This is a genomic window from Candidatus Pantoea floridensis (genome assembly GCF_900215435.1).
Taxonomy (GTDB): domain Bacteria; phylum Pseudomonadota; class Gammaproteobacteria; order Enterobacterales; family Enterobacteriaceae; genus Pantoea; species Pantoea floridensis.
This window is the reverse complement of record NZ_OCMY01000001.1, coordinates 1,077,269-1,100,009: the sequence shown is the minus strand read 5'-3', so window position 1 is coordinate 1,100,009 and position 22,741 is coordinate 1,077,269. Positions and strand designations below refer to the sequence as shown.

General features: G+C 56.7%; 21 protein-coding genes. 9 read left to right on the top strand and 12 right to left on the bottom strand.

The window, feature by feature from the left end:
• Positions 1-7: 7 nt before the first annotated feature.
• Positions 8-1,156 carry an iron-containing alcohol dehydrogenase gene (locus CRO19_RS05260; RefSeq protein ID WP_097094906.1) on the bottom strand — a complete coding sequence of 383 codons (1,149 nt, stop codon included), beginning with the start codon at positions 1,154-1,156 and terminating at the stop codon, positions 8-10.
• A 185-nt stretch (positions 1,157-1,341) separates the two neighbouring features.
• Between CRO19_RS05260 and dtnK the strand changes: the two genes are divergently transcribed.
• Genes dtnK through CRO19_RS05245 form a run of 3 tightly spaced genes read left to right on the top strand, consistent with a single transcriptional unit; the run spans position 1,342 to position 4,351 of the window.
• Positions 1,342-2,613 carry a D-threonate kinase gene (gene dtnK / locus CRO19_RS05255; RefSeq protein ID WP_097094905.1) on the top strand — a complete coding sequence of 424 codons (1,272 nt, stop codon included), beginning with the start codon at positions 1,342-1,344 and terminating at the stop codon, positions 2,611-2,613.
• A complete protein-coding gene (locus tag CRO19_RS05250; RefSeq protein WP_097094904.1) occupies positions 2,606-3,586 on the top strand; it encodes a D-threonate 4-phosphate dehydrogenase in 981 nt (326 codons plus the stop codon). The genes dtnK and CRO19_RS05250 overlap by 8 nt, the downstream gene beginning before the upstream one ends.
• Positions 3,587-3,592: 6 nt before the next feature.
• Positions 3,593-4,351 carry a DeoR/GlpR family DNA-binding transcription regulator gene (locus tag CRO19_RS05245; protein WP_097094903.1) on the top strand — a complete coding sequence of 253 codons (759 nt, stop codon included), beginning with the start codon at positions 3,593-3,595 and terminating at the stop codon, positions 4,349-4,351.
• A 57-nt stretch (positions 4,352-4,408) separates the two neighbouring features.
• Here CRO19_RS05245 and CRO19_RS05240 read toward each other — a convergent pair whose 3' ends face one another.
• Positions 4,409-4,756, bottom strand: coding sequence for a YacC family pilotin-like protein (locus CRO19_RS05240; RefSeq protein ID WP_097094902.1), 348 nt, complete (start codon positions 4,754-4,756; stop codon positions 4,409-4,411).
• 177 nt (positions 4,757-4,933) lie between these two features.
• On the opposite strand from CRO19_RS05240, the gene cueO reads away from it, so the two are divergent.
• On the top strand, positions 4,934-6,523 hold the full coding sequence (gene cueO, locus CRO19_RS05235) for a multicopper oxidase CueO (RefSeq protein WP_097094901.1): 1,590 nt from the start codon (positions 4,934-4,936) through the stop codon (positions 6,521-6,523).
• Here cueO and CRO19_RS05230 read toward each other — a convergent pair.
• On the bottom strand, positions 6,516-7,805 hold the full coding sequence (locus tag CRO19_RS05230; protein ID WP_097094900.1) for a cystathionine gamma-synthase family protein: 1,290 nt from the start codon (positions 7,803-7,805) through the stop codon (positions 6,516-6,518). The genes cueO and CRO19_RS05230 overlap by 8 nt on opposite strands.
• Positions 7,806-7,970: 165 nt before the next feature.
• Between CRO19_RS05230 and hpt the strand changes: the two genes are divergently transcribed.
• The 3 genes from hpt (at position 7,971) to CRO19_RS05215 (ending at position 10,403) form a co-directional block, all read left to right on the top strand.
• Positions 7,971-8,507: a hypoxanthine phosphoribosyltransferase gene (gene hpt, locus CRO19_RS05225; protein ID WP_097094899.1), complete on the top strand. Its 537-nt coding sequence runs from the start codon at positions 7,971-7,973 to the stop codon at positions 8,505-8,507.
• 202 nt (positions 8,508-8,709) lie between these two features.
• Positions 8,710-9,636, top strand: a complete 927-nt coding sequence (locus CRO19_RS05220) for an ABC transporter ATP-binding protein (protein ID WP_049851473.1) — start codon at positions 8,710-8,712, stop codon at positions 9,634-9,636.
• The gene (locus tag CRO19_RS05215; RefSeq protein ID WP_007888752.1) at positions 9,633-10,403 is read left to right on the top strand and encodes an ABC transporter permease; all 771 of its coding nucleotides are present in this window, start codon (positions 9,633-9,635) and stop codon (positions 10,401-10,403) included. Before CRO19_RS05220 ends, CRO19_RS05215 begins: the two co-directional genes overlap by 4 nt.
• A 60-nt stretch (positions 10,404-10,463) precedes the next feature.
• Here the strand turns inward: CRO19_RS05215 and panD are convergent, their stop codons facing one another.
• The 9 genes from panD to thpR all read right to left on the bottom strand — a co-directional run bounded on the left by panD (position 10,464) and on the right by thpR (position 17,413).
• Positions 10,464-10,844, bottom strand: a complete 381-nt coding sequence (panD, locus tag CRO19_RS05210) for an aspartate 1-decarboxylase (protein ID WP_007888760.1) — start codon at positions 10,842-10,844, stop codon at positions 10,464-10,466.
• A 41-nt stretch (positions 10,845-10,885) separates the two neighbouring features.
• On the bottom strand, positions 10,886-11,740 hold the full coding sequence (gene panC, locus CRO19_RS05205; protein ID WP_097094898.1) for a pantoate--beta-alanine ligase: 855 nt from the start codon (positions 11,738-11,740) through the stop codon (positions 10,886-10,888).
• Positions 11,741-11,755: 15 nt separating this feature from the next.
• Positions 11,756-12,550 carry a 3-methyl-2-oxobutanoate hydroxymethyltransferase gene (gene panB / locus CRO19_RS05200; RefSeq protein WP_097094897.1) on the bottom strand — a complete coding sequence of 265 codons (795 nt, stop codon included), beginning with the start codon at positions 12,548-12,550 and terminating at the stop codon, positions 11,756-11,758.
• A 42-nt stretch (positions 12,551-12,592) separates the two neighbouring features.
• Entirely contained in the window at positions 12,593-13,078 is a 486-nt protein-coding gene (gene folK / locus CRO19_RS05195) for a 2-amino-4-hydroxy-6-hydroxymethyldihydropteridine diphosphokinase (protein WP_097094896.1), read from the bottom strand.
• A complete protein-coding gene (gene pcnB / locus CRO19_RS05190) occupies positions 13,075-14,487 on the bottom strand; it encodes a polynucleotide adenylyltransferase PcnB (protein ID WP_320204508.1) in 1,413 nt (470 codons plus the stop codon). The genes folK and pcnB overlap by 4 nt, the downstream gene beginning before the upstream one ends.
• Before the next feature lie 37 nt (positions 14,488-14,524).
• Complete coding sequence (gene gluQRS / locus CRO19_RS05185) at positions 14,525-15,460, bottom strand: tRNA glutamyl-Q(34) synthetase GluQRS (RefSeq protein ID WP_097094894.1); 936 nt, start codon at positions 15,458-15,460, stop codon at positions 14,525-14,527.
• Between the two features lie 70 nt (positions 15,461-15,530).
• Positions 15,531-15,986: an RNA polymerase-binding protein DksA gene (dksA, locus tag CRO19_RS05180; RefSeq protein ID WP_007888770.1), complete on the bottom strand. Its 456-nt coding sequence runs from the start codon at positions 15,984-15,986 to the stop codon at positions 15,531-15,533.
• A gap of 182 nt (positions 15,987-16,168) precedes the next feature.
• The gene (gene sfsA / locus CRO19_RS05170) at positions 16,169-16,873 is read right to left on the bottom strand and encodes a DNA/RNA nuclease SfsA (RefSeq protein ID WP_097094893.1); all 705 of its coding nucleotides are present in this window, start codon (positions 16,871-16,873) and stop codon (positions 16,169-16,171) included.
• The gene (thpR, locus tag CRO19_RS05165; protein WP_097094892.1) at positions 16,874-17,413 is read right to left on the bottom strand and encodes an RNA 2',3'-cyclic phosphodiesterase; all 540 of its coding nucleotides are present in this window, start codon (positions 17,411-17,413) and stop codon (positions 16,874-16,876) included. It lies immediately after the preceding gene.
• A gap of 36 nt (positions 17,414-17,449) precedes the next feature.
• Between thpR and hrpB the strand changes: the two genes are divergently transcribed.
• Positions 17,450-19,924, top strand: coding sequence for an ATP-dependent helicase HrpB (gene hrpB, locus CRO19_RS05160; RefSeq protein WP_097094891.1), 2,475 nt, complete (start codon positions 17,450-17,452; stop codon positions 19,922-19,924).
• A gap of 98 nt (positions 19,925-20,022) precedes the next feature.
• The gene (mrcB, locus tag CRO19_RS05155; RefSeq protein WP_097094890.1) at positions 20,023-22,578 is read left to right on the top strand and encodes a bifunctional glycosyl transferase/transpeptidase; all 2,556 of its coding nucleotides are present in this window, start codon (positions 20,023-20,025) and stop codon (positions 22,576-22,578) included.
• The last annotated feature ends 163 nt before the right edge of the window (positions 22,579-22,741 follow it).

Below are 22,741 nucleotides of genomic sequence, written 5' to 3'. Positions count from 1 at the left end.
ATAATGCTTAGTGGCTCAAAGCGGGAAACAGCGTCAGGTAAACGTTGCGTACGTCATCGGCGCCCACTTTCATCGGTACATTCTTCATCAGGCGCTGCACGTCGAGTGCGGCTTCAACCAGATACGGCAGGTGATCCGGGCCGATACCCAGCTCTTCCAGACTGGCGGGCAGCTTCAGGCGTTTTACCAGCGCGGCAAAGTATTCAACCAGCGCATGAGATTTGGCTTCTTCATCCAGTGACGTATCGACATTGGGCAACAAATCGTAAGCCTGAGCGAATTTGCTCACTGCCGCTGGACGCACAAAGCGCATGCACGGCGCGAGCAAAATGGCGTTAGCCACGCCGTGCGGAAGGTGATATTTGCCACCTAGCGGATAAGACATCGCGTGCACCAGATGCGTACCGGCATGCGCAATCGATGCGCCGCCATAATAAGATGCCCACAGCATGTTCAGGCGCGCTTCAAGGTTATCTGGCTCTGCAATAGTGGTTTCGAGGCTGGTAAACAGCTTTTTCATGCCGATCAGCGCATAGTTATCGCTTACCGGATTTGACACGGTAGCGGTAAAGCATTCGATCAGGTGGCACAGCGCATCGATCCCGGTAGAAGAGGCGATATGCGGCGGCATGCTGGTGGTGAGTTCCGGTATCAGCGCGACATAATCCGGCAGCATCACCGGCGTGATAATGCCGACTTTGGTCTCTTTCTCTGGGATAGCCAGAATGGCGTTTGGCGTGGCTTCCGAGCCGGTACCTGCCGTGGTGGGAATCAGCAGCGAAGGGGTGCGCGTCTGCGGTTTTTCACCGGCCAGTAACGCATCCAGCGTTGGCGCGCCCGCGACGCATAGAATAGAGAGCAGCTTCGCGACATCCAATACGCTGCCGCCGCCGACGCCAATCACCAGATCGATATCGCTGCCTGGTAGCGCAGCGACAATGGACGCCACATCATGCTGGCTTGGTTCTGGCGGCACCGTATTGATGATGCACAGGCTACCCATTTGCTGCTGCAGCTGGGCGGTCAGCCTCTGAACCGCCGGAATGCCTTCGATATTCTTATCGGTCACCAGCAGGGCTTGCTTCTTACCTCGCAGCAGATAGCTGAGGTCATTAAGCGCCTGAAAGCCACTTATCACGGTGCTGTTGATATTCATTACATACCCTTATCGCGTTTTTCGTGCTGAATGATTAATTTTGCTCAAACGGCGCGAGGTCCATCACTACAGAGCCTAATTTTATAGGACAAATTGATTTCGATTAATTTGATCTTGCTCACATATAATCAATCATGATTGAATATAATCATTACAGCGCGGCGGTAGCCGATTAAGGAGAGAGAATGACTTCACAGCCATGGAAAACACCCGTCTTAGTGATTGCCGATGATTTTACCGGTGCTAATGATGCGGGGAGCGGGCTGGCACGCGTCGGAGCGCGCGTGCATGTGCTGTTTGACAGCAGCACGCCGCATCCAGCTGGCAGCGCCGATGTGCTGGTGATCAGCACCGATAGCCGCGCGGTGAGCGCGCAAGAAGCGGCGCGTCGCACCCGTACTGCGCTGGAGCAGCATCAGGCGATGGCTAACGATGGCTGGCTGTTTAAGAAAATCGATTCCACGCTGCGCGGCAATCCCGGTGCGGAAATCAGCGCGGCGCTGCAGGCCAGCGGCAAAAAATTAGCATTGGTCGTGCCGGCGGTGCCAAAACTGGGCCGTACTACACGCGACGGTGAAGTCTGGATCGATCGGCAGCGTTTGATCGATACCGAATTCGCCAGCGATCCCAAAACCCCGGTCACCAGCAGCCATGTGCTGACGCGTTTGCAAATGCAAAGCGCGTTGACCGGCGAAACTCTCGATCTCGCCACGGTACGCGGCGACCAACTCACGCAGGTACTGGCGAGCAAACAGGGCTTACTAGTGGTGGATATCGAGCAGGATGCCGATCTTGCCTTATTAATGGCGGCGGCGGCCGCGTTAGATGAGCGGCCGCTATTGGCCGGAGCCTCTGGCCTGAGCGATGCGCTGGGCGAACTGCTGGCTGCCCGTCAGCCGCGTCCGGTGCTGGCGGTGGTGGGGTCGATGAGCGCGATGGCGCAGCAGCAAATTGCGCGCCTCGCCAGTCAGCGCGACATCCGCATTATCGACATTGATATCCGCCAGCTGTTTGCCCAGCCGGCCTGGCCGCAAGCCGCCGATTGGCAACAGGCGATACTGCAGGCGCTGCACGATGGCGCACATTGCGTGGTGCGCACCACGCAGCATGCCGATCAGCGTCACGACATTGAGCAACTCTGTCTGCAGCATCAGGTTTCGCGCCAGGCATTAGGCGAACGCATCTGCCAGTTTCTCGCGCAGTTAACCAGCACCGTTTGTCGTCAGGTGCAGCCTGCGGGGCTTTATCTCTCCGGCGGAGATGTGGCGATTGCCGTGGCGCAGGCGTTAGGTGCCAGCGGTTTCCAGATTCAGGGCCTGGTGGCGGGCTGTGTGCCGCACGGGGTTCTGCTTGACAGTGAATTACACCTGCCGGTGATGACCAAAGCAGGTGGCTTTGGTGACGAAAATACCCTGGTAGAAGCCATTCGTTTTATTGAGGAGAAGTTGAGTGAATAAAATTATTGCGATTACCATGGGCGATCCGGCGGGCATTGGCCCGGAGATCATCATTAAAGCGTTGGCAGAAGGTGAATTAGCGGGCGTGCCGGCCGTGGTGGTTGGCTGTGCAAATACGCTGCGCCGGGTGATGGGGCTAAATGTGACCCCGCAAGCTGAGCTACGGGTACTTGATCAGATTAAAGAGGCACATTTCGCGCCGGGCATTATCAACGTGATTGATGAACCGCTGGCGGATGCTGATGCGCTAAAACCGGGCGTGGTGCAGAAAGAGGCGGGCGATCTGGCTTGGCGCTGTGTTAAACGTGCTACCGAGTTAGCGCTGGCCGGGGAAGTACACGCTATTGCGACCGCCCCCCTGAATAAAGAAGCGCTGCACTCGGCAGGTCATCTTTATCCTGGTCACACCGAGCTGCTGGCCCAGCTAACCAATACGAAAAATTACGCCATGGTGCTTTACACCGATAAGCTGAAAGTGATTCACGTCACCACACATATCGCGCTGCGTAAGTTCCTCGATACCTTAAACGGGGAACGTATTCAGACGGTGATCGGCATGGCCGACAGCTTCCTGCGCCGCGTGGGATTTGATAAGCCGCGCATCGCGGTAGCGGGGGTTAATCCTCATGCCGGTGAAAACGGACTGTTCGGCGATGAAGAGATCGCTATCGTCGCGCCAGCGATTAAAGAGATGAAACAACAAGGCATTGATGTACATGGCCCATGCCCGCCCGATACCGTGTTCCTGCAGTGTCAGGAAGGGCAATACGATATGGTGGTGGCGATGTACCACGACCAAGGGCATATTCCACTCAAATTATTGGGTTTCTATGATGGCGTAAATATTACTGCGGGCTTGCCCTTTATCCGCACCTCGGCGGACCACGGCACCGCATTTGATATCGCCTGGACAGGTAAAGCGAACTCTGCGAGCATGGCAATCTCCATTAAACTCGCGATGCAGCTTGCATAGGGAAATATGAAGGGACAAAGCCGTCTCGACCAGATTATGGACTATCTGAAGAGTCATAATCTGGTCACCGTTGAACAACTGGTGAGCGCTATTTCCGCCTCGCCAGCGACCATCCGCCGCGATCTGATTAAGCTGGACATGGAAGGCGTGATTAGCCGCAGCCACGGCGGCGTTACGCTGAATCGCTTTATTCCCAATCAGCCCACTACGCTGGAGAAGATGCAGCGTAATCTGGCGGAAAAACAGGCCATCGCTCAGTTTGCCGCCCGTTATGTGCAGTCGGGTGATGCGGTAGTATTGGATGCTGGCACCACCATGCTGGAGCTGGCGCGCCAGCTGACGCATCTCAAGCTGCGCGTCATCACCGCCGATCTGCATATCGCGCTGTTTTTATCCGAGTTTAAGCAAATCGAAACCACCATAATCGGCGGACGCATCGATGATTCCAGCCAGTCCTGTATTGGTGAACATGGGCGTCGCCTGTTGCGCAGCATCAATCCGGATATCGCCTTTGTCAGCTGTAACTCGTGGAGTATCGAACGCGGTATTACCACGCCTACCGAAGATAAAGCCGGATTGAAGATGGACCTGCTGGCCAATGCGCGCCGCCGGGTACTATTGGCTGACAGCAGTAAATACGGGTCATGGTCGCTGTACTGCGCGGCACCCATTGATAGCCTGACCGATGTGGTGACGGATGCGCGTCTGGATGAAGCGGTATGTCGCGACCTGCGCGAGCGTGGATTGGGTTTGCAGTTAACCTAACATGTTGCAGCGTCTCCCTCTCCCGTGGGAGAGGGCATCAGCCCGCATCCAATCTGATTACTTAACGTAAGCCAGCAAACTCAGCGAGTCGCGCGCTAACGACTTACACTTCTGGTCGTTGGTAATGGCGATGCCGCTCAAATCCTTGTAGCTCTCTTCACCGAGCGACTTCATGTTGTAGTTGCTGTAGTTGCTCAAATCCCAACGGTTCTGTTGGGCAAAAAACACCAGCGCTTTACGAATCTGCGCGTCCGGCAAATCCTGATAGCCACAATCGTTCTTTAGATAAACGAACACCGCGGTGAGGTCGGCCAGATCTTCTGCTTCGGATTCACTCAGGGCAAAACTGGTGGAGGAGAAGCCAAGGAGTCCCGCCAGCAGCAGGATCTTGATGCTTTTCGTCATAATCATTCTCAACAAGGGACAATTTATTGACGTTAGCACAGTTATTGCCGCTATTCCGCTAAATTTGCCCTTTTGGGCCATCTGCGGCCTTTTTATCAGCCCATTCTGTTTCAGTGCTTGACCCTCCCGCAGGGTAAAGGTTTACGCTGTGCCCTTATTCACGACAAGGATAAGAATATGCAACGTCGTCATTTTCTAAAGTTGACTGCCGCACTCAGCGCCGCCGGCGCGCTGCCGTTGTGGAGCCGCTCGCTTATGGCCGCCACGCGCCCGTTATTGCCGATTCCTTCCATTTTGGAACCTGATGCGCGCGGGCAATATACCTTAACCGCCATGACCGGCAGCAGCCAATGGAATGGCAAAGCCGTGCCTACGTGGGGCTACAACGGCAGCTTGCTGGGGCCAGCTCTGCGACTACAGCGCGAAAAAGCCGTTACGGTGAACATTCATAACCAACTGCCCGAAGCCACGACGTTGCATTGGCACGGACTGGAAATACCCGGCGATGTCGATGGCGGACCGCAGGGCATTATCGCCCCAGGCGCCACGCGACAGGTGAGTTTCACCCCGGATCAACCGGCGGCGACCTGTTGGTTCCATCCGCATCAACATGGCAAAACCGGCTATCAGGTGGCGCAAGGCCTGGCGGGTTTGGTGCTGCTGGAAGATGAGGCCTCCGGCAAGCTGCGTCTGCCGATGCAGTGGGGTGAAGACGATGTCCCCTTGATCTTTCAGGATAAACAGCTGAACAAAGCGGGCACGAAAATCGATTATCAACTCGATATCATGCAGGCCGCCGTCGGCTGGTTTGGCGATTTAATGCTGACCAACGGCGTGCCTTATCCACAGCATGCGGTACCGCGCGGCTGGCTGCGTCTGCGCTTATTGAACGGCTGTAACGCGCGTTCGCTAAACATCTCCACCAGCGATCGTCGCCCACTGTATGTGATTGGCAGCGACGGCGGTTTGCTCGCTGAGCCAATAAAAGTGCAGAACCTGCCGCTGCTGCCGGGCGAACGTTTTGAAGTGATGGTGGATACCTCGGATGGCAAAACCTTCGACGTGGTAACGCTACCCGTGACGCAAATGGGCATGACGTTAGCGCCGTTTGATCAACCCCTTCCGCTGGTGCAGATCCTGCCGCTGCGTGTGATGGCAAGCGGCACGATGCCGGATAAGCTGGTGGATCTGCCGCCGATCCCGTCGACCGATGGCCTGCAAAGCCGCTGGCTGCAGCTAATGATGGATCCGCAGCTTGATCAGCAAGGTATGCAGGCGCTTATGGATCGTTATGGCGATAAAGCCATGGGCGACATGAAAATGGACCACGGCAACATGGACATGAGCAGCGGCGACAAGCCGATGGACCATGGCAATATGGCGATGGATCACAGCAGCCACGGCAAAGCCGCCGCGTATGATTTCCACAACGGCAACAAGATCAACGGCCAGGCTTTCAACATGACCAAGCCGATGTTCCATGCTGAACTCGGCAAGCTGGAAAAGTGGACCATCTCCGGCGAAGGCGATGCGATGCTGCATCCGTTCCACATTCACGGCACTCAGTTCCGCATCCTGTCAGAAAATGGCAAGCCGCCGGAGCCGCACCGCGCCGGATGGAAGGACATTGTCAGCGTCAACGGCTGGCGCAGTGAAGTGCTGGTGCGCTTCAACTATGTTGCTAACGCTGAAAATGCCTATATGGCGCATTGTCATCTGCTGGAACATGAAGATACCGGCATGATGCTCGGTTTTAGCGTTAGTTAAGCGCTGCCTCGAGCGCCAGGCGCATATCTTCAATCAAATCATCGGCGTGTTCGATGCCAATTGATAAGCGAATGGTCGCGTCGGTGATACCGATACGCTGACGCACTTCCTGCGGCACGCCTGAATGGGTGGTGCTGCCTGGATGGCTGGCGAGCGATTCCGTGCCGCCGAGGCTCACCGCCAGCTTGAACAGCGCCAGCGTATTGAGGAAGCGGAATGCGGCCGGTTGTCCGCCTCGAATATCAAACGAGAACGTCGATCCCGCGCCGCTGCACTGACGCTGATAGGTTTGGCCCGCCGGGCTCTCTGCATCCAGATACGGCAGCCAATGCAGTTTTTCCACTTGCGGATGATCGCGTAAAAATGCCGCCACTTTCTCCGCATTACTCGCCGCTTTCTCCATCCGCAGCGACAGCGTTTCCAGCGATCGACCAATCATCCAGCTAGAGTGTGGATCGAGTTGCGTACCGATGGCGCTGCGCAGCGATCGCACTTTACCGATCAACGCTTTGCTGCCCAGCACCGCGCCGGCAATCAAATCCGAATGGCCGCCCACGTATTTGGTTAACGAATAGAGTGACAAATCCGCGCCATGCTGCAGCGGATGCTGAAACACCGGGCCCAGCAGCGTGTTATCGCAGGCGAGAATGGGGCGCGAGCCTTGCTGCTGAGCAATCACATCCGCGACCTCCTGCATCAGTTTGATATCCACCAAACTGTTGGTGGGATTGGCTGGCGTTTCAATCAAAATTAGCGCCACGCGCCCGCGTTGCCATGCCATTTTCGCCGCTTCATGCACCTTGTCTTCACTGGTGCCATCGCTAAAACCGACCGCTTTGATTTCCAAATCGTGCAGCGTTTTACTTAACAGCGTTTCGGTGCCGCCATACAGCGGCTGAGAATGCAGAATCACTTCGCCCGGACGGGCAAACGTCAGCAGCGTGGTGGCAATTGCCGACATGCCAGAAGAAAACAGCGCAGCGCTCTCGGCACCTTCATAGATGGCCAGCCGATCCTCAACGATTTCGCTGTTGGGATGGTTGAAGCGCGAATAGACCAGCCCGCCACTTTTGCCTTCCGGCGGCTGCTTGCGTCCGGCGACAAAATCGAAAAAGTCCTGTCCCTCTTCGGCGCTGTTAAACACAAAGGTGGAGGTAAGAAACACCGGCGGTTTAACCGCGCCTTCTGACAACTGCGGATCGTAACCGTAATTCAGCATCTGCGTTTCCGGATGCAAATCGCGCGTACCTATCTGTGTTTTTTTACTGGATGAAGCGGTCATAGGAACTCCAGAACCAAGCGGTGAAGGGGCGAACTCGTCCATACAGTTAACGTCAGCGCGATAAATTTCGCCACGAAATCGTTTGCGTTGTGTGCGCAGCGTTAGACGCCCGTTCGTCTATGATAGACTTCGTGGCTTTCCAAAAACCGTTATTGGACGCATGCAATGAAACATACCGTCGACGTGATGATCTCCGAGCAAGAGATTGCAACCCGCATTGCCGAACTGGGCACGCAGATTAACGAACACTACCGCGACAGCGGCAGCGAAATGGTGTTGGTGGGTCTGCTGCGCGGCTCCTTTATGTTTATGGCCGATCTGTGCCGCGCTATCGACGTGCCGCATGAAGTCGACTTTATGACGGCGTCAAGCTATGGCAGCGGAATGTCGAGCACCCGCGACGTGAAAATTCTCAAGGATCTTGATGAAGATATTCGCGGCAAAGATGTACTGATCGTCGAAGACATCATCGATTCCGGCAACACCCTGAGCAAAGTACGCGAGATTCTGCGCCTGCGCGAGCCAAAGTCGCTGGCGATTTGTACGCTGCTGGATAAGCCAGAGCGCCGCGAAGTGGATGTGACCGTGGAATATGTCGGCTTCACCATTCCGGATGAATTCGTGGTGGGCTTCGGTATCGATTACGCCCAGCGCTATCGCCATTTGCCGTATATCGGCAAAGTTATCCCAACTGGCGAATAACCGCACAATCTTCCAAGGCTAATCTCTCCCGCCTGAGATAAACTGCGCAGCCCGTGAGCCAGCGGCTTATGGGCTGGCTCGACTCTCTGCTAAACTCCATTGATTTCTTAATCTTAATGACCTGCGACAGCGCATGCAGATTCGCGCGCATCGGCTTTTTTCATCTGGCTTTGATGTCACTACAACAAGGTATGGATTCGCAATGACATATGCACTGGAAATTTCCGGGCTAACCAAAACCTATCCCGGCGGCGTACAGGCGCTGAAAGGACTCGATCTCAACGTAGAAGCGGGTGATTTTTACGCCTTACTGGGCCCCAACGGCGCTGGAAAATCGACCACCATCGGTATTATCAGCTCGCTGGTGAATAAATCCGGCGGCAGCGTGCGCGTATTTGGTTATGACCTGCAAAAAGATGTGGTCAATGCCAAGCGTCAGCTCGGGCTGGTGCCGCAGGAGTTCAACTTTAACCCGTTTGAAACTGTGATGCAGATTGTGGTCAATCAGGCCGGTTATTACGGTGTTGAACGCGCTGAAGCCAATAAACGCGCGGAAAAATACCTCAATCAGCTCGATCTATGGGGCAAACGCAACGAACGTGCACGCATGCTCTCGGGCGGCATGAAGCGTCGCCTGATGATTGCGCGTGCGCTGATGCATGAGCCGAAGCTGCTCATCCTCGATGAACCCACTGCCGGCGTTGATATCGAACTGCGCCGCTCTATGTGGAGCTTCCTGAAAGAGCTGAACATCAAAGGCACCACCATTATCCTCACCACGCACTACCTGGAAGAGGCGGAGATGCTGTGCCGTAATATCGGTATTATCCAGAGCGGCGAGCTGGTGGAAAACACCTCGATGAAAGGGTTGCTCTCCAAGCTGCAATCCGAAACCTTCATTCTGGATCTCGCTCCGCGCAGCCCGCTGCCGCAGCTGGAGGGCTTCCAGTATCGTTTGGTGGATACCTCCACGCTGGAAGTGGAAGTGATGCGCGAGCAGGGGCTGAACAGTGTGTTCAGCCAGCTGAGCGCGCAGGGCGTGCAGGTGCTGAGTATGCGTAACAAAGCTAACCGCCTTGAGGAGCTGTTCGTCAGCCTGACGCAGGGAAAAACAGGAGTGAAAGCATGACGCACTTGTATTGGGTGGCGCTCAAGAGTATCTGGAGCAAAGAGATTAACCGCTTCGCCCGCATCTGGATTCAGACGCTGGTACCGCCTGTCATCACCATGACGTTGTATTTCATCATCTTCGGCAACCTGATTGGTTCACGTATCGGTGATATGCACGGTTTCAGCTACATGCAGTTTATCGTGCCGGGCCTGATTATGATGGCGGTGATCACCAACGCTTATGCCAACGTGGCGTCGTCGTTTTTCAGCGCCAAGTTCCAGCGCAATATTGAAGAGCTGCTGGTGGCGCCGGTGCCGACGCACATTATCATTGCCGGTTATGTCGGCGGTGGCGTGGCGCGTGGCGTGTGCGTGGGCATTTTGGTTACTGCGATTTCCCTGTTCTTCGTGCCGTTCCACGTGCATTCGTGGTCGATGGTGGCGCTGACGCTGCTGCTCACTGCCATCCTGTTCTCGCTGGCGGGCCTGCTGAATGCGGTCTTCGCGCGCACTTTTGATGATATCAGCCTGATTCCTACCTTCGTGCTGACACCGTTAACCTATCTGGGCGGCGTGTTCTACTCGCTGACGCTGCTGCCGCCGTTCTGGCAAGCGGTGTCGAAGCTGAATCCGGTGGTGTATATGATCAGCGGCTTCCGTTACGGTTTCCTCGGCATCAACGATGTGCCGCTGGTGTTTACGCTCTCGGTGCTGATTGCCTTTATCGTGGTGTTTTACGTGCTGGTGTATACGCTGATTCAGCGTGGCAGGGGATTACGTACGTAATGACGGTCGGCGACCCGACGAATAACAAGGGCGCGGTGTAAAAACCGCGCCCTTGTTGCATCAGGCGACCTGAACTGGCAACGCCTTGGCAAGGCGCTTCATCTCATTATCACCTTCGAAATAGGCGACTTTCGGCTGCCAGCTGCGGGCGACTTCATCTTCTACCTGCACATAAGAACAGATGATCATAATATCGCCAGCGCAGGCGCAGCGTGCGGCGGCACCGTTGACGGAGATGATCTTCGAGCCGCGTTCTGCGGCGATAGCGTAGGTGGAAAAACGCTGGCCGTTGGTGACGTTATAGATATCGATGGCTTCATATTGCAGAATGCCGGACGCGTCGAGGAAATCCTGGTCAATGGCGCAGGAACCTTCGTAATGCAAATCCGCCTGGGTCACTTTAACGCGATGCAGTTTGCCTTGAAGTACGGTACGTATCATAGCGGGATAACCTTTGTATGCTGCTAATAAACGACGGAACGTTACTCCGTCAGATCCACTTGCTGATTATCGATCAGACGCGCATTGCCCAGCCAGGCTGCCATCAGGATCACCGCGCGTTGGCTATCAACCGTCAACGCTTGCAGCGTGGCGGCATCGCAAATGGCCAGTCCGTCTGGACGGAAACCCTTTTCACGTAGCGCGGCTTCCGCTTGTTCAATAATCTCTTCCACATGACGTTCGCCCTTGCTCAGGCGTTCAGCCATGCTGTTCATCACCTGGCTTAAGCCCGCCGCGATTTTACGCTCGTCGGCGGTGAGATAGCCATTGCGCGAGCTTAGCGCCAGGCCATCTTTGGCCCGCACGGTAGGTACGCCAACAATTTCAATATCGAAGCCCATATCCGCCACCATCTTGCGGATAATCGCCAGCTGCTGGAAATCTTTTTCGCCAAAGCAGGCGATATCCGGCTGCACCAGATTGAACAGTTTACTGACGACGGTAGAGACGCCACGGAAATGGCCCGGACGGCTGGCACCTTCCAGCAGCGATGAGAGTCCCGGTACTTCGACAAACGTCTGGCTATCGAGACCTTGCGGGTAAACCTCCGCTGGCGCCGGCGCAAATACCACATCCACGCTATGACGATTAAGCTTCTCGCAATCGTCCTGCAACGTGCGGGGATAACGCGCCAAATCGTCGGGGCGATCAAACTGCATCGGGTTTACGAAAATCGACACCACCACAATATCGGCCCGTTCTCGCGCTTCATCGACCAACGTCAGATGACCGTCATGCAGGTTGCCCATGGTGGGCACCAGCGCGATACGTTTGCCTGCCTGACGCCAGCGACGAATTTCACGACGCAGCAACGGCAGTGTTTCAATGATCAGCACTGCAAATCTCCTGATTTACTGGAAACTGTGTTCAGCGGCTGGATAGGTGCCCGCCTCAACGTCGGCAATATATTGGCGAATCGCCGCACGAATGTCGCCGGTTTCGGCGAGGAAATTTTTGGCAAATTTGGGAATGTGGCCGCCGGTAATGCCGAAGGCATCATGCATCACCAGAATCTGACCGTCGGTGACATTGCCGGCACCGATACCAATTACCGGCACCGACAGCGCTTTAGTGACGCGTTCGGCTAATGCCACCGGCACGCACTCCAGCACCAGCAGCTGCATGCCAGCGGCTTCCAGCGCCAGCGCATCGGCCAGCAGACGTTCGGCGGCGGCTTCATCGCGTCCCTGAACCTTGTAGCCACCGAATACATTCACCGACTGCGGCGTCAGGCCCAGATGACCACATACCGGCACGGCGCGCTCGGTCAGCATGCGCACGGTTTCTGCCAGCCACTCGCCGCCTTCCAGCTTCACCATGTTGGCGCCGGCACGCATCAGCTGCGCGGCGCTGGTGAAGGTCTGCTCCGGCGTGGCGTAACTCATAAACGGTAAATCGGCCATCACCAGCGCATGCGGTGCGCCGCGACGGACGGCGGCGGTGTGATAAGCGATATCCGCCACGGTGACGGGCAGGGTCGATTCATGGCCCTGCACGGTCATGCCCAGCGAATCACCAATCAGCATCACCTGAATGCCCTGGTCGGCAAACAGGCGGGCAAAACTGAAGTCATAAGCCGTTAGCGTGGCGAATTTGCGGCCGCTGGCTTTCAGTTGGCGTAAATGGGAGATAGTTGTCGGTTTCATCACACACTCCAGAGTTTTCTGATGCGCGCAGTGTACTACGGGTTACTCAGACCACAAACGGATAGCGCTGCGATCGAGCGTGGCAAGAATGGCGGACAATGCTTGTCCATTCGGCAGCGACAGCTGCGGGGCAATTTCCAGCAGCGGCACCAGCATAAAAGCGCGGTTGTGCATGTCGTAGTGCGGCACGGTAAGACGTGGCGTAGTTATCGTGGCGTCGCCAAACAGCATGATGTCGAGGTCCAGCGTGCGCGGTCCCCAGCGTTCGGCTTTGCGCACGCGCCCGTGTTTCAGCTCAATGCGTTGGGTGTGATCGAGCAGGGCTTCGGCGTCCAGCGCGGTTTCCAGTTCAACCACCGCATTAAGGTAATCGGGCTGATCCGGCGGGCCGTAGGGCGGTGTGCGATACAGCGAAGAGGTTTTGATGCGCGAGGTGTGTGGGATGGCATCGAGCGCGGCCAGCGCTGCATCAACCTGATGCAGCGGATCGGCCAGATTACTGCCTAAAGCGAGGTAAACGCGGGTCATTGCGCGCTATTGGTATCGCGACGTGGCCCGGTTGGACGGCGACGCGGACGACGCGGTTTACGGCGTGGTGCCGGATCGTCGCCCAGCGTGGTCATCATGGTTTTTTGCTGAACCGGCGCGGCCGCCTGGAACTCGCCCCACCAATGCGTCAGCTTTTGCAGCTCTGGATTGTTTTCCACCTCGGCACGCAGCGCCAGCAAATCGTAGGCCGCGCGGAACTTAGGATGCTCCATCAGCTTCCACGCACGCTTGCCGTGACGGCGTGACATACGCAGTTGCAGCTGCCAGATATCGCGAATCAGCGTGGTAATACGCTTCGGAATCGCCAGAGCACGGCAGGCTTCATCCAGCGTTTCGTTCATCGACAGTGCGAAGGCATCGTAATAGGTCAGGCCGCTTTCCTGCGCTATACGCTCGGCGGATTCCAGCTGTGGATACCAGAACATTGCACCGAACAGGAACGCCGGATTCACGCGCATATCATTCTGAATACGGGTATCGGTGTTTTTCAGCACCTGCGCCAGCATGCGTTCCATCAGGCTATCGCTTTCAGCGGTGAAGCCGCGCGTTAGCGTCGGGAACAGCGGCTGGAACAGCTGATATTCACGCATCATTTGATAGGTGCGGTAGCCGTAACCGGCCTGCAGCAGCTTCAGCGACTCTTCAAAAAGACGCGCCGGAGGAATATCGTTGAGCAGCGTAGCCAGACGTGGAATCGGCTCGGCGGTTTCTGCCGCGATGCGCATCTCAAGCTTGGCGGCGAAGCGCACCACGCGCAGCATGCGCACCGGATCTTCGCGGTAGCGGGTTTCCGGATCGCCAATCAGTCGAATGATGCCTTCCTGCAAATCGTGCAGGCCACCAACATAATCACGGACGGTGAAATCCGCCACGCTGTAATAGAGGCTGTTGATGGTGAGATCGCGGCGCTGAGCATCGTCTTCTATGCTGCCGAAAATGTTGTCGCGCAACAGCATGCCGTTCTGGCCGCGCTGCGAACTATTGCGATCTTCTTCACTCTCTTCCTGATGATGACCACGGAACGTCGCCACTTCGATCACTTCCGGACCGAACATCACGTGCGCCAGACGGAAACGACGTCCCACCAGGCGGCAGTTGCGGAACAGCTTACGCATCTGCTCAGGCGTGGCGTTGGTGGTGATATCAAAGTCTTTCGGCTTGGTGCCCAGCAGCAAATCGCGCACGCCGCCGCCAACCAGGTAGGCTTCGTATCCGGCTTTATTCAGACGATAGAGCACTTTGAGGGCGTTTTCGCTGATATCTTTGCGTGAGATGTTGTGGCTTTCTCGTGGAATGACGGTCATCAGACTCTCAGCTTCCACCTCTTCAGGCGCCTCCTCATCACGCTTGAGGACTCTCCGGCAAAAATTAGCGACTCGGGTAAAAATGGGACACCTCGACAGTGATAAAAGGGTGTTAATAAAATCAGCGGCTAATCATAGCCTGTTGAGAACCATTTAGGAATGGCGATGTCATTTCATCGGGCTTCATGGCGTTCTGCAACGGAATCAGGCGGATATTCCACTGTGCGACAGCCTGTTTCAGCAGGCTTTCCAGCGATTCATCCTGCCAACCTTCACCTACCGGCTGGCCCAGGAAGCGCAATGCCTGGACTAACAGCGGTCGCGCATCACCAGTGGGCAGCGCGGGCGCATGATTCTGTTTGGAAAGCTTATTGCCATCCTGATTGATTGCCAGCGGCAAATGCAGGTACGCCGGCACCGGCCAGCCGAACTGCTGATAGAGCGCAATTTGCCGTACGGTGGGTTCAATTAAATCCGCGCCGCGTACAATCTCGTTCACGCCCTGAAAATGGTCGTCAACCACCACCGCCAGGTTATAAGCAAACAGCCCATCACGGCGATGAATAATAAAATCTTCCTCTGCTAACCGTTCTTCCGCCTGTAAATGCCCGCGCAGGCAATCGTCAAAGCCATACACCGGCGCATGCTGGCGCAGGCGCAGTGCGGCATTCTCCCGCGGCAGCTGCAAATCGCGGCAATGGCCGTCATAACTGCCGCCGAGCAACTGAATACGGCTGCGCGGGCAGCTGCAAAAGTAACTTTGACGATGGGTTTGGAGCCAGCTGAGTGCGTCACGATAGGCTTCATGACGCTGTGACTGCCATAGAACGTCGCCATCCCAATGCAAACCATAATGTTCCAGCTGCTGCAAAATACGCGTTGCCGCACCGGGAACTTCACGGGGGGGATCAATATCTTCAATACGAACCAGCCAGCGTCCCTGTTGCGCGCGCGCGCTCAGGTAACTGCCTAATGCGGCGATGAGCGAACCAAAATGCAGGTCACCAGAAGGAGAGGGAGCGAAGCGCCCGATGCAGGGAGAGGTTGAAGTGTTCATAAAGAAGTGTACCGCACGGCGGGAAAACCAGCATTTTCCCGGCTGTGCGGTAACAGTCTGCTCACGGCCATTAGCCTGCCATCTGCTTCTCGCGGATTTCTGCCAGCGTTTTGCAGTCAATGCAGAGATCGGCAGTCGGACGCGCTTCAAGGCGGCGAATACCAATTTCTACACCGCAGGAATCACAGTAACCGAAATCGTCGTCATCCACTTTCTTGAGCGTTTTCTCAATCTTTTTAATGAGTTTGCGCTCACGATCGCGGTTACGCAATTCCAGGCTGAACTCTTCTTCCTGTGCGGCACGGTCGACCGGATCCGGGAAGTTGGCAGCTTCGTCCTGCATATGTGACACAGTGCGATCTACTTCATCCCGAAGTTGGTTGCGCCAGGCTTCCAGAATCTTACGGAAGTGACCTAGCTGGGCGTCGTTCATATACTCTTCGCCCGGTTTCACCTGATACGGCTCCACTCCAGCAATGGCGAGGATACTCAGGGACGATGTTTTACGGTTTTGCCCTTCTTGCATGTTGTTTCTCCTGGATAACACGCACTATCGATTCCCTTAAAGGGAAAAAAACAGGCCGCTATAAATAGCAGAAGCCATCAAGGTTGGCAATTAATCCTGACCACTACTTGACAAGCCTCTGAAGAATCGCGTATTCAGCGCCTCGCCCAGAACATTCCTATCACAGCAAATTGCTATAAATATTACAACGCTACGTTAATTGGATGCGTAAGTAATATCTGTAAAGGTGATATCTGAGCACGGTACGCTAACACTTCCACACCACAGCGTTGCGCCTGTTCCAGTAGTTCTGCGTATTGCACGTCGATATGGCGTGCCGGGGAAACGTCCTCAATCCCCGTATGCAAAACAGCGAACAACAAAACGGCCCGATGGCCTTCTGCCACGATAGTGCTAAGTTCGCGCAGATGTTTCTGGCCCCGAGTCGTCACAGCATCCGGAAAGTAGCCTTTACCTAGATGTAAAAGGGTGACGGACTTGACTTCAATATAGCAGTTCGATCGGCCCTCCGCTTGCAGCAGGAAGTCAATTCGGCTTTTTTCCGTGCCGTATTTCACTTCAGGCTGGCAATGGCTGTAAGCGGATAATTCCGGAATCGTATTGAGAGTCAGCGCCTCACGCACCAATTGGTTAGCGCGCAGGGTATTCACGCAGATCCAGTGGCCTTGTTGGGTCTCGGTGAGCTCCCAGCTGTGCGGATATTTGCGCGTGGCGCTGGTGGAGGTTGAGTACCACACGGTATCACCCGGCGTGGCGCAGCCGGTCATTGCGCCGGTGTTAGCGCAGTGAATGGTCAGCGTTTCGCCTTCTGGCGTTATCACATCGGCTAAAAAACGTTTGTAGCGGGCGATTAAGCGGGCGGGTCTGAGCGGCGGATCGAACTGCATTTATACTCCTGTCGATGAGGGCAGCGGCCAACGGGCTAGCGCCTGATAGCGCGTGCGCCCGCCAGCAACGTTCGATGCAAACAAGGCGAAATGGCGGATATCAGCGCGCCAGTGAAAGCCGCGCGGCGGCAGCGTAACCTGATGCGCGGCGTGACGCAGCAGCGTGACGTGTGGATGAAAAGGCTGTGGACTCTGCGCACAGCCATGACGTGCGGCCTGTGCGCGTAGCAGGCTGGCAAGTTGCAATAAACCGCGCGGCGCACGCTGGCAACCTAGCCACACCACGCCGGGACGCGGCCAGTGGCCGGCATCATCCAGATCCAGCGCAAAGCCCGGTTGCACGATGCGCGAGGCTAACCGCTGCAGCTTGCGCGATGTCTCATCGCTCACCTCGCCAAGAAACGCCAGCGTCAGGTGCAAATTGGCCGCCGCCACCGGTTTACCCGCCTCCGCAGCAAAGTTATCTGCACGCCACTGCACCAGCTGTTGCTGAAGCGGAGCGGGCAGTTCAAGGGCAAAAAACAGACGTTGCGTTGCCAGGTTGGCCTCCGGTAATCCACGTCGTAGAGTGCTACAATGCGCGCCATCTTAGCACAGGCATTTTGGGAGTTGAGTTTGAGTGAGTTACCGGTAAGCGAGGTGCTGCCCGAATTGCTGGCCGCGCTGGCGCAGTCGCCACAGGTGCTGCTGGCGGCGCCAACGGGCGCAGGTAAATCCACCTGGCTGCCGTTACAGCTGCTGCAACACGGTCAATTACCGGGCCGCATCATCATGCTGGAACCGCGTCGGTTAGCTGCACGCAACGTGGCACAGCGTCTGGCAGAGCTGCTCGACGAGCAGCCAGGCGGGACTGTCGGCTATCGCATGCGCGGTGAAAGCTGTTGCGGCGCCACTACCCGACTGGAAGTGGTGACGGAAGGCATTCTGACGCGCATGCTGCAGCACGATCCGATGCTGGAAGGCGTGTCGCTGGTGATCCTCGACGAATTCCACGAGCGCAGTTTGCAAGCGGATTTAGCGCTGGCGCTGCTGCTCGATGTGCAGCAGGGGCTGCGCGACGATCTGAAGATCTTGCTAATGTCAGCGACGCTCGATAACCAGCGTTTGCGTCAGCTGCTGCCGGACGCGCCCTTTATTGTGTCGGAAGGCCGCAGCTTCCCGGTCACACGCCGTTATGCCTCGCTTAATAGCCAGCAACGTTTTGAAGAAGCGGTAGCGCGCGAAGTGGCGCAGCTACTGCGCGAAGAAGCCGGTTCGCTGCTGCTGTTCTTACCCGGCGTGGCAGAGATTGAGCGGGTGAAGCGCGAGCTGGAAGCGCGCGTCAGTGAAGAGGTGGATCTGGCACCTTTATATGGCGCGTTATCGCTGGATGCCCAGCGGCGGGCGATTTTACCGTCACCGGCGGGGCGTCGCAAAGTGGTGCTGGCGACCAACATTGCGGAAACCAGTTTGACCATCGAGGGCATTCGCCTGGTGGTCGACAGCGCGCTGGAACGCTCGGCGCAGTTTGATGTGCGCAGCGGCGTAACGCGGCTGCAAACGCAGCGCATCAGCCAGGCGTCGATGACGCAGCGCGCCGGTCGCGCCGGACGTCTTGAACCCGGAATCTGCCTGCATTTACTGCCGCAGGAACAGGCACTGCGTGCCGCGGCGCAGAGCGAACCGGAGATCCTTAACAGCGATCTGACGTCGCTGCAGATCGACTTGCTGCAATGGGGCTGCCAGGAGGCGGCGCAGCTCAGCTGGCTCGACGCACCACCGCCGCGTAATTTGCGCGCAGCGTGCGAACAATTAACCCGCTTAGGCGCGCTGAAAAATCACCAGCTCAACGCGCGCGGTCGCAAAATGGCTGCGCTGGGTAGCGATCCGCGTCTGAGTGCCATTCTGGTTGCTGCCGGGCAAGACAACAACGCCATTGCCAGCGCCGCGCTGCTGGTGGCGATTCTGGAAGATCCCCCGCGCAGCAGCAGCGTCGATCTGCGCGATGCGCTCAACCATCCGCAATCGCATTGGCAACGCCGTGCGCGTCAGTGGCAAAAACGCCTTAACGCCAGCGGCGGCAACATCAATCCCGATCTGTTTCCGCAACTGCTGGCTGCTGGTTTTGCCGATCGTCTGGCGCAGCGCCGTGGCGACAGCGCGCGCTATCAGCTGGCGAACGGCATTGGCGCAATGCTCAACGAGCAGGATGGGTTGAGCCGCTATGAATGGCTGATCGCGCCGGTGCTGTTGCAGGGCGCGAGCGCGGCGGATGCGCGCATGCTGCTGGCGCTGCCGGTGAACATCGACGCGCTAAGCCGCGAGTGCCCAACGCTGATTGAGCAACGCACCGACGTGGAGTGGGATGAGGAGAAAGGCACGTTACGCGCCTGGAAACGCGAACTCATCGGTGCGCTGGTGCTAAAAGCGCAGCCGCAGGCGCGTCCGGAAGCCGAAATATTGCATCCGGCGATGCTGCGCTGGATCCGTGAAAAAGGCTTAGCGGTACTGGGCTGGCAACCGGAGTCCGAACAGCTACGCTTGCGGGTGCAGTGTGCAGCGCAGTGGCTGCCGGAAGAGGCGTGGCCGCAGCTGGACGATGACAGCTTGCTCGATACGCTGGAAAGCTGGTTATTACCAGAGATGAGCACGGTGCGCGATTTGAAAGGATTGCAGGGCATCAACCTTGTCAGCGCATTATTACATTTGCTGACATGGTCACAGCGCCAGCGGCTGGATAGTGTGCTGCCAACTCATTACACTGTGCCGACCGGAAGCCGCCTGCCGATCCGCTACGATGCTGAGAAGCCACCTGCGCTGGCGGTGCGGATGCAGGAGATGTTTGGCGAAGCGCAGAATCCGGCGGTGGCGGATGGCCGCATACCGCTGGTGTTGGAGCTGCTCTCACCTGCACACCGTCCGCTACAGATCACCCGCGATCTGGCAGCCTTCTGGCGCGGTGCCTATCTGGACGTGCAGAAAGAGATGAAAGGGCGCTATCCGAAGCATCCGTGGCCGGACGATCCGGCGAACGCCTTACCCACAAGGCGGACCAAGAAATTTTCATCGTGAAACGCTTTGGATCGAATTCAGAGGGTTCTGCCATGCGCAGCACGAGAAAGCAGTTAGAGTAACGGCCGCCGCCGTAGCAATGCCTGGAGAATAAAAGCATGTCTGGGAACGATCGCGAACCTATTGGGCGTAAAGGAAAAACGCCAAAGCCACCGCGCAGTACTGCGCGTCGGGGTCGCCGCAGGGAGCTGGATGATGATATCGATCAGGACGATTTTGACGAAGAAGATGAGGAGAGTGGACCAGTGCCACCAAAAGGTAAAGGTAAAGGAAAACGACCGCCACGCGGCAAACGTCGTTGGTTAGGCTGGTTGATTAAACTCTTCCTGGTGTTTGTTGTGGTGATGGCCGCCTGGGGCGTCTATCTCGACTCGGAAATTCGCAGTCGCATCGACGGCAAAGTGTGGCAACTGCCCGCGGCCGTTTATGGTCGCATGGTGAGCCTTGAACCGGGCATGTCCTACGACAAAAAAGAGATGATTGCGCTGCTGGAAGGCACGCAGTATCGCGAAGTGTCGCGCATCACGCGTCCGGGTGAGTTCAGCGTTAAGGGCAACACCATTGATCTGCTGCGTCGTCCGTTTGATTTCCCGGACAGCAAAGAAGGGCAGATTAACGCCCGTCTGACGTTTAGCAAAAATGAGCTGAGCGAGATTAAAAACCTCGACACCGGCCGCGATTTTGGCTTTTTCCGCCTCGATCCGCGTCTGATCACCATGCTGCAGTCGCCAAACGGTGAACAACGTCTCTTCGTGCCACGCGCCGGTTTCCCGGACCTGTTGGTCAGCACGTTGATCGCCACCGAAGACCGCCACTTCTACGAGCATGATGGCATTAGCCCGTACTCGATTGGTCGCGCGTTCCTCGCCAACCTGACTGCCGGTAAAGCGGTGCAGGGCGGCAGTACGCTGACGCAGCAGCTGGTAAAAAACCTGTTCCTCACCAACGAGCGTTCGCTGTGGCGTAAAGCGCGTGAAGCCTACATGGCGGTGATCATGGATGCGCGCTACAGCAAAGATCGCATCCTCGAGCTCTACCTCAACGAGGTGTATCTCGGCCAGACCGGTAACGATCAGATCCGCGGCTTCCCGCTGGCGAGTTTGTACTACTTTGGTCGTCCGGTGGATGAGCTGAGCCTCGATCAGCAGGCGATGCTGGTCGGCATGGTGAAAGGCGCGTCGCTGTATAACCCGTGGCGTAATCCGAAACTGGCACTGGAGCGACGTAATCTGGTGTTGCGTCTGCTGCAGCAGCAGAACGTCATCGATCAGGAGCTTTACGACATGCTGTCGGCGCGTCCGCTTGGCGTGCAGCCGAAAGGCGGTGTCATCACGCCGCAGCCGGCATTTATGCAGATGGTGCGGAATGAGCTGCAGGCTAAGCTCGGCGACAAAATGAAAGATCTCTCTGGCGTGAAAATTTTCACCACGCTGGATGCGATTTCACAGGATGCGGCCGAGAAAGCGGTGGTGGAAGGGATTCCAACGCTGAAAAAACAGCGTGGCCTGAAGGATCTGGAAACCGCGATGGTGGTGGTTGACCGCTTTAGCGGTGAAGTGCGCGCCATGGTAGGCGGTGCCGATCCGCAGTTTGCCGGTTATAACCGTGCGCTGCAGGCGCGTCGTTCAATTGGTTCGCTGGCGAAACCGGCTACCTATTTAACCGCACTGAGCCAGCCGAACAGCTATCGCCTTAACAGTTGGATCGCTGATGAGCCGATTGCGCTGAAACAGCCGAACGGCACCATCTGGAAACCGATGAATGACGATCGTCGCTTCAGCGGCAAAGTGATGCTGGTGGATGCATTAACCAACTCGATGAACGTACCGACGGTTAACCTTGGTATGACGTTGGGTCTGGATGCGGTCGTGGATACCTGGACCAAGCTGGGCGTGCCGAAAGATCAGCTGCATCCGGTGCCGTCCATGCTGCTGGGGGCATTGAACCTGACGCCGATTGAAGTGGCGCAGGCGTTCCAGTCGATTGCCAGTGGAGGGAACCGCGCGGAGCTTTCGGCTGTGCGCTCGGTGATTGCTGAAGATGGTACCGTGCTGTATCAGAGCTACCCGCAGGCGCAGCGCGTGGAGCCGGCGCAGGCCGCTTATCTCACGCTCTACACCATGCAGCAGGTGGCAGATCATGGTACCGCGCGTGCGCTGGGTGCGCGTTACCCGAATGCCCATCTGGCCGGCAAAACCGGTACCACCAATGACCTGATCGACAGCTGGTTCGCCGGTGTTGATGGCAAAGAGGTGGCGATTACCTGGGTGGGCCGCGACAACAACCAGACATCGAAGCTGTACGGTGCGAGCGGGGCGATGCAACTCTATCGCCGCTATCTCGATAATCAGGCGCCGATGCCGCTGGTGCTGACGCCACCGGAAGATATCACGCAGATGAACGTCGATTCTGCCGGTAACTTTATCTGTGGTAGCGGCAGCAGCACATGGCGTTCTCTGCCGGTGTGGTCGCTGGATCCGAATGCGCTGTGTCAGCAGCAGCAAGAGCAGGTGCAGCAACAGCAGCAGCAGTTGCAGCAGCAAGAACAGCAGCAGCAACAGCAACAGCAGCAGCAACAGCAGCAGCCGCAAAACGAGCAGAAAGATTCAGACGGCGTGGCTGGCTGGATTAAGGATATGTTCGGCAGCAAATAGCATGCTGAGAAAACAGAGGGCGCTACGGCGCCCTTTTTTCATGCCTGCAACTTTGTTAATCGCGATCATGGATATGCGCGATCTGGTCGCTAACCCCGCGCAATAAGCCATTACAAGTTGCGAATATTGGCGTATTTCGCCTATTATCCGTGCGTCATAATAA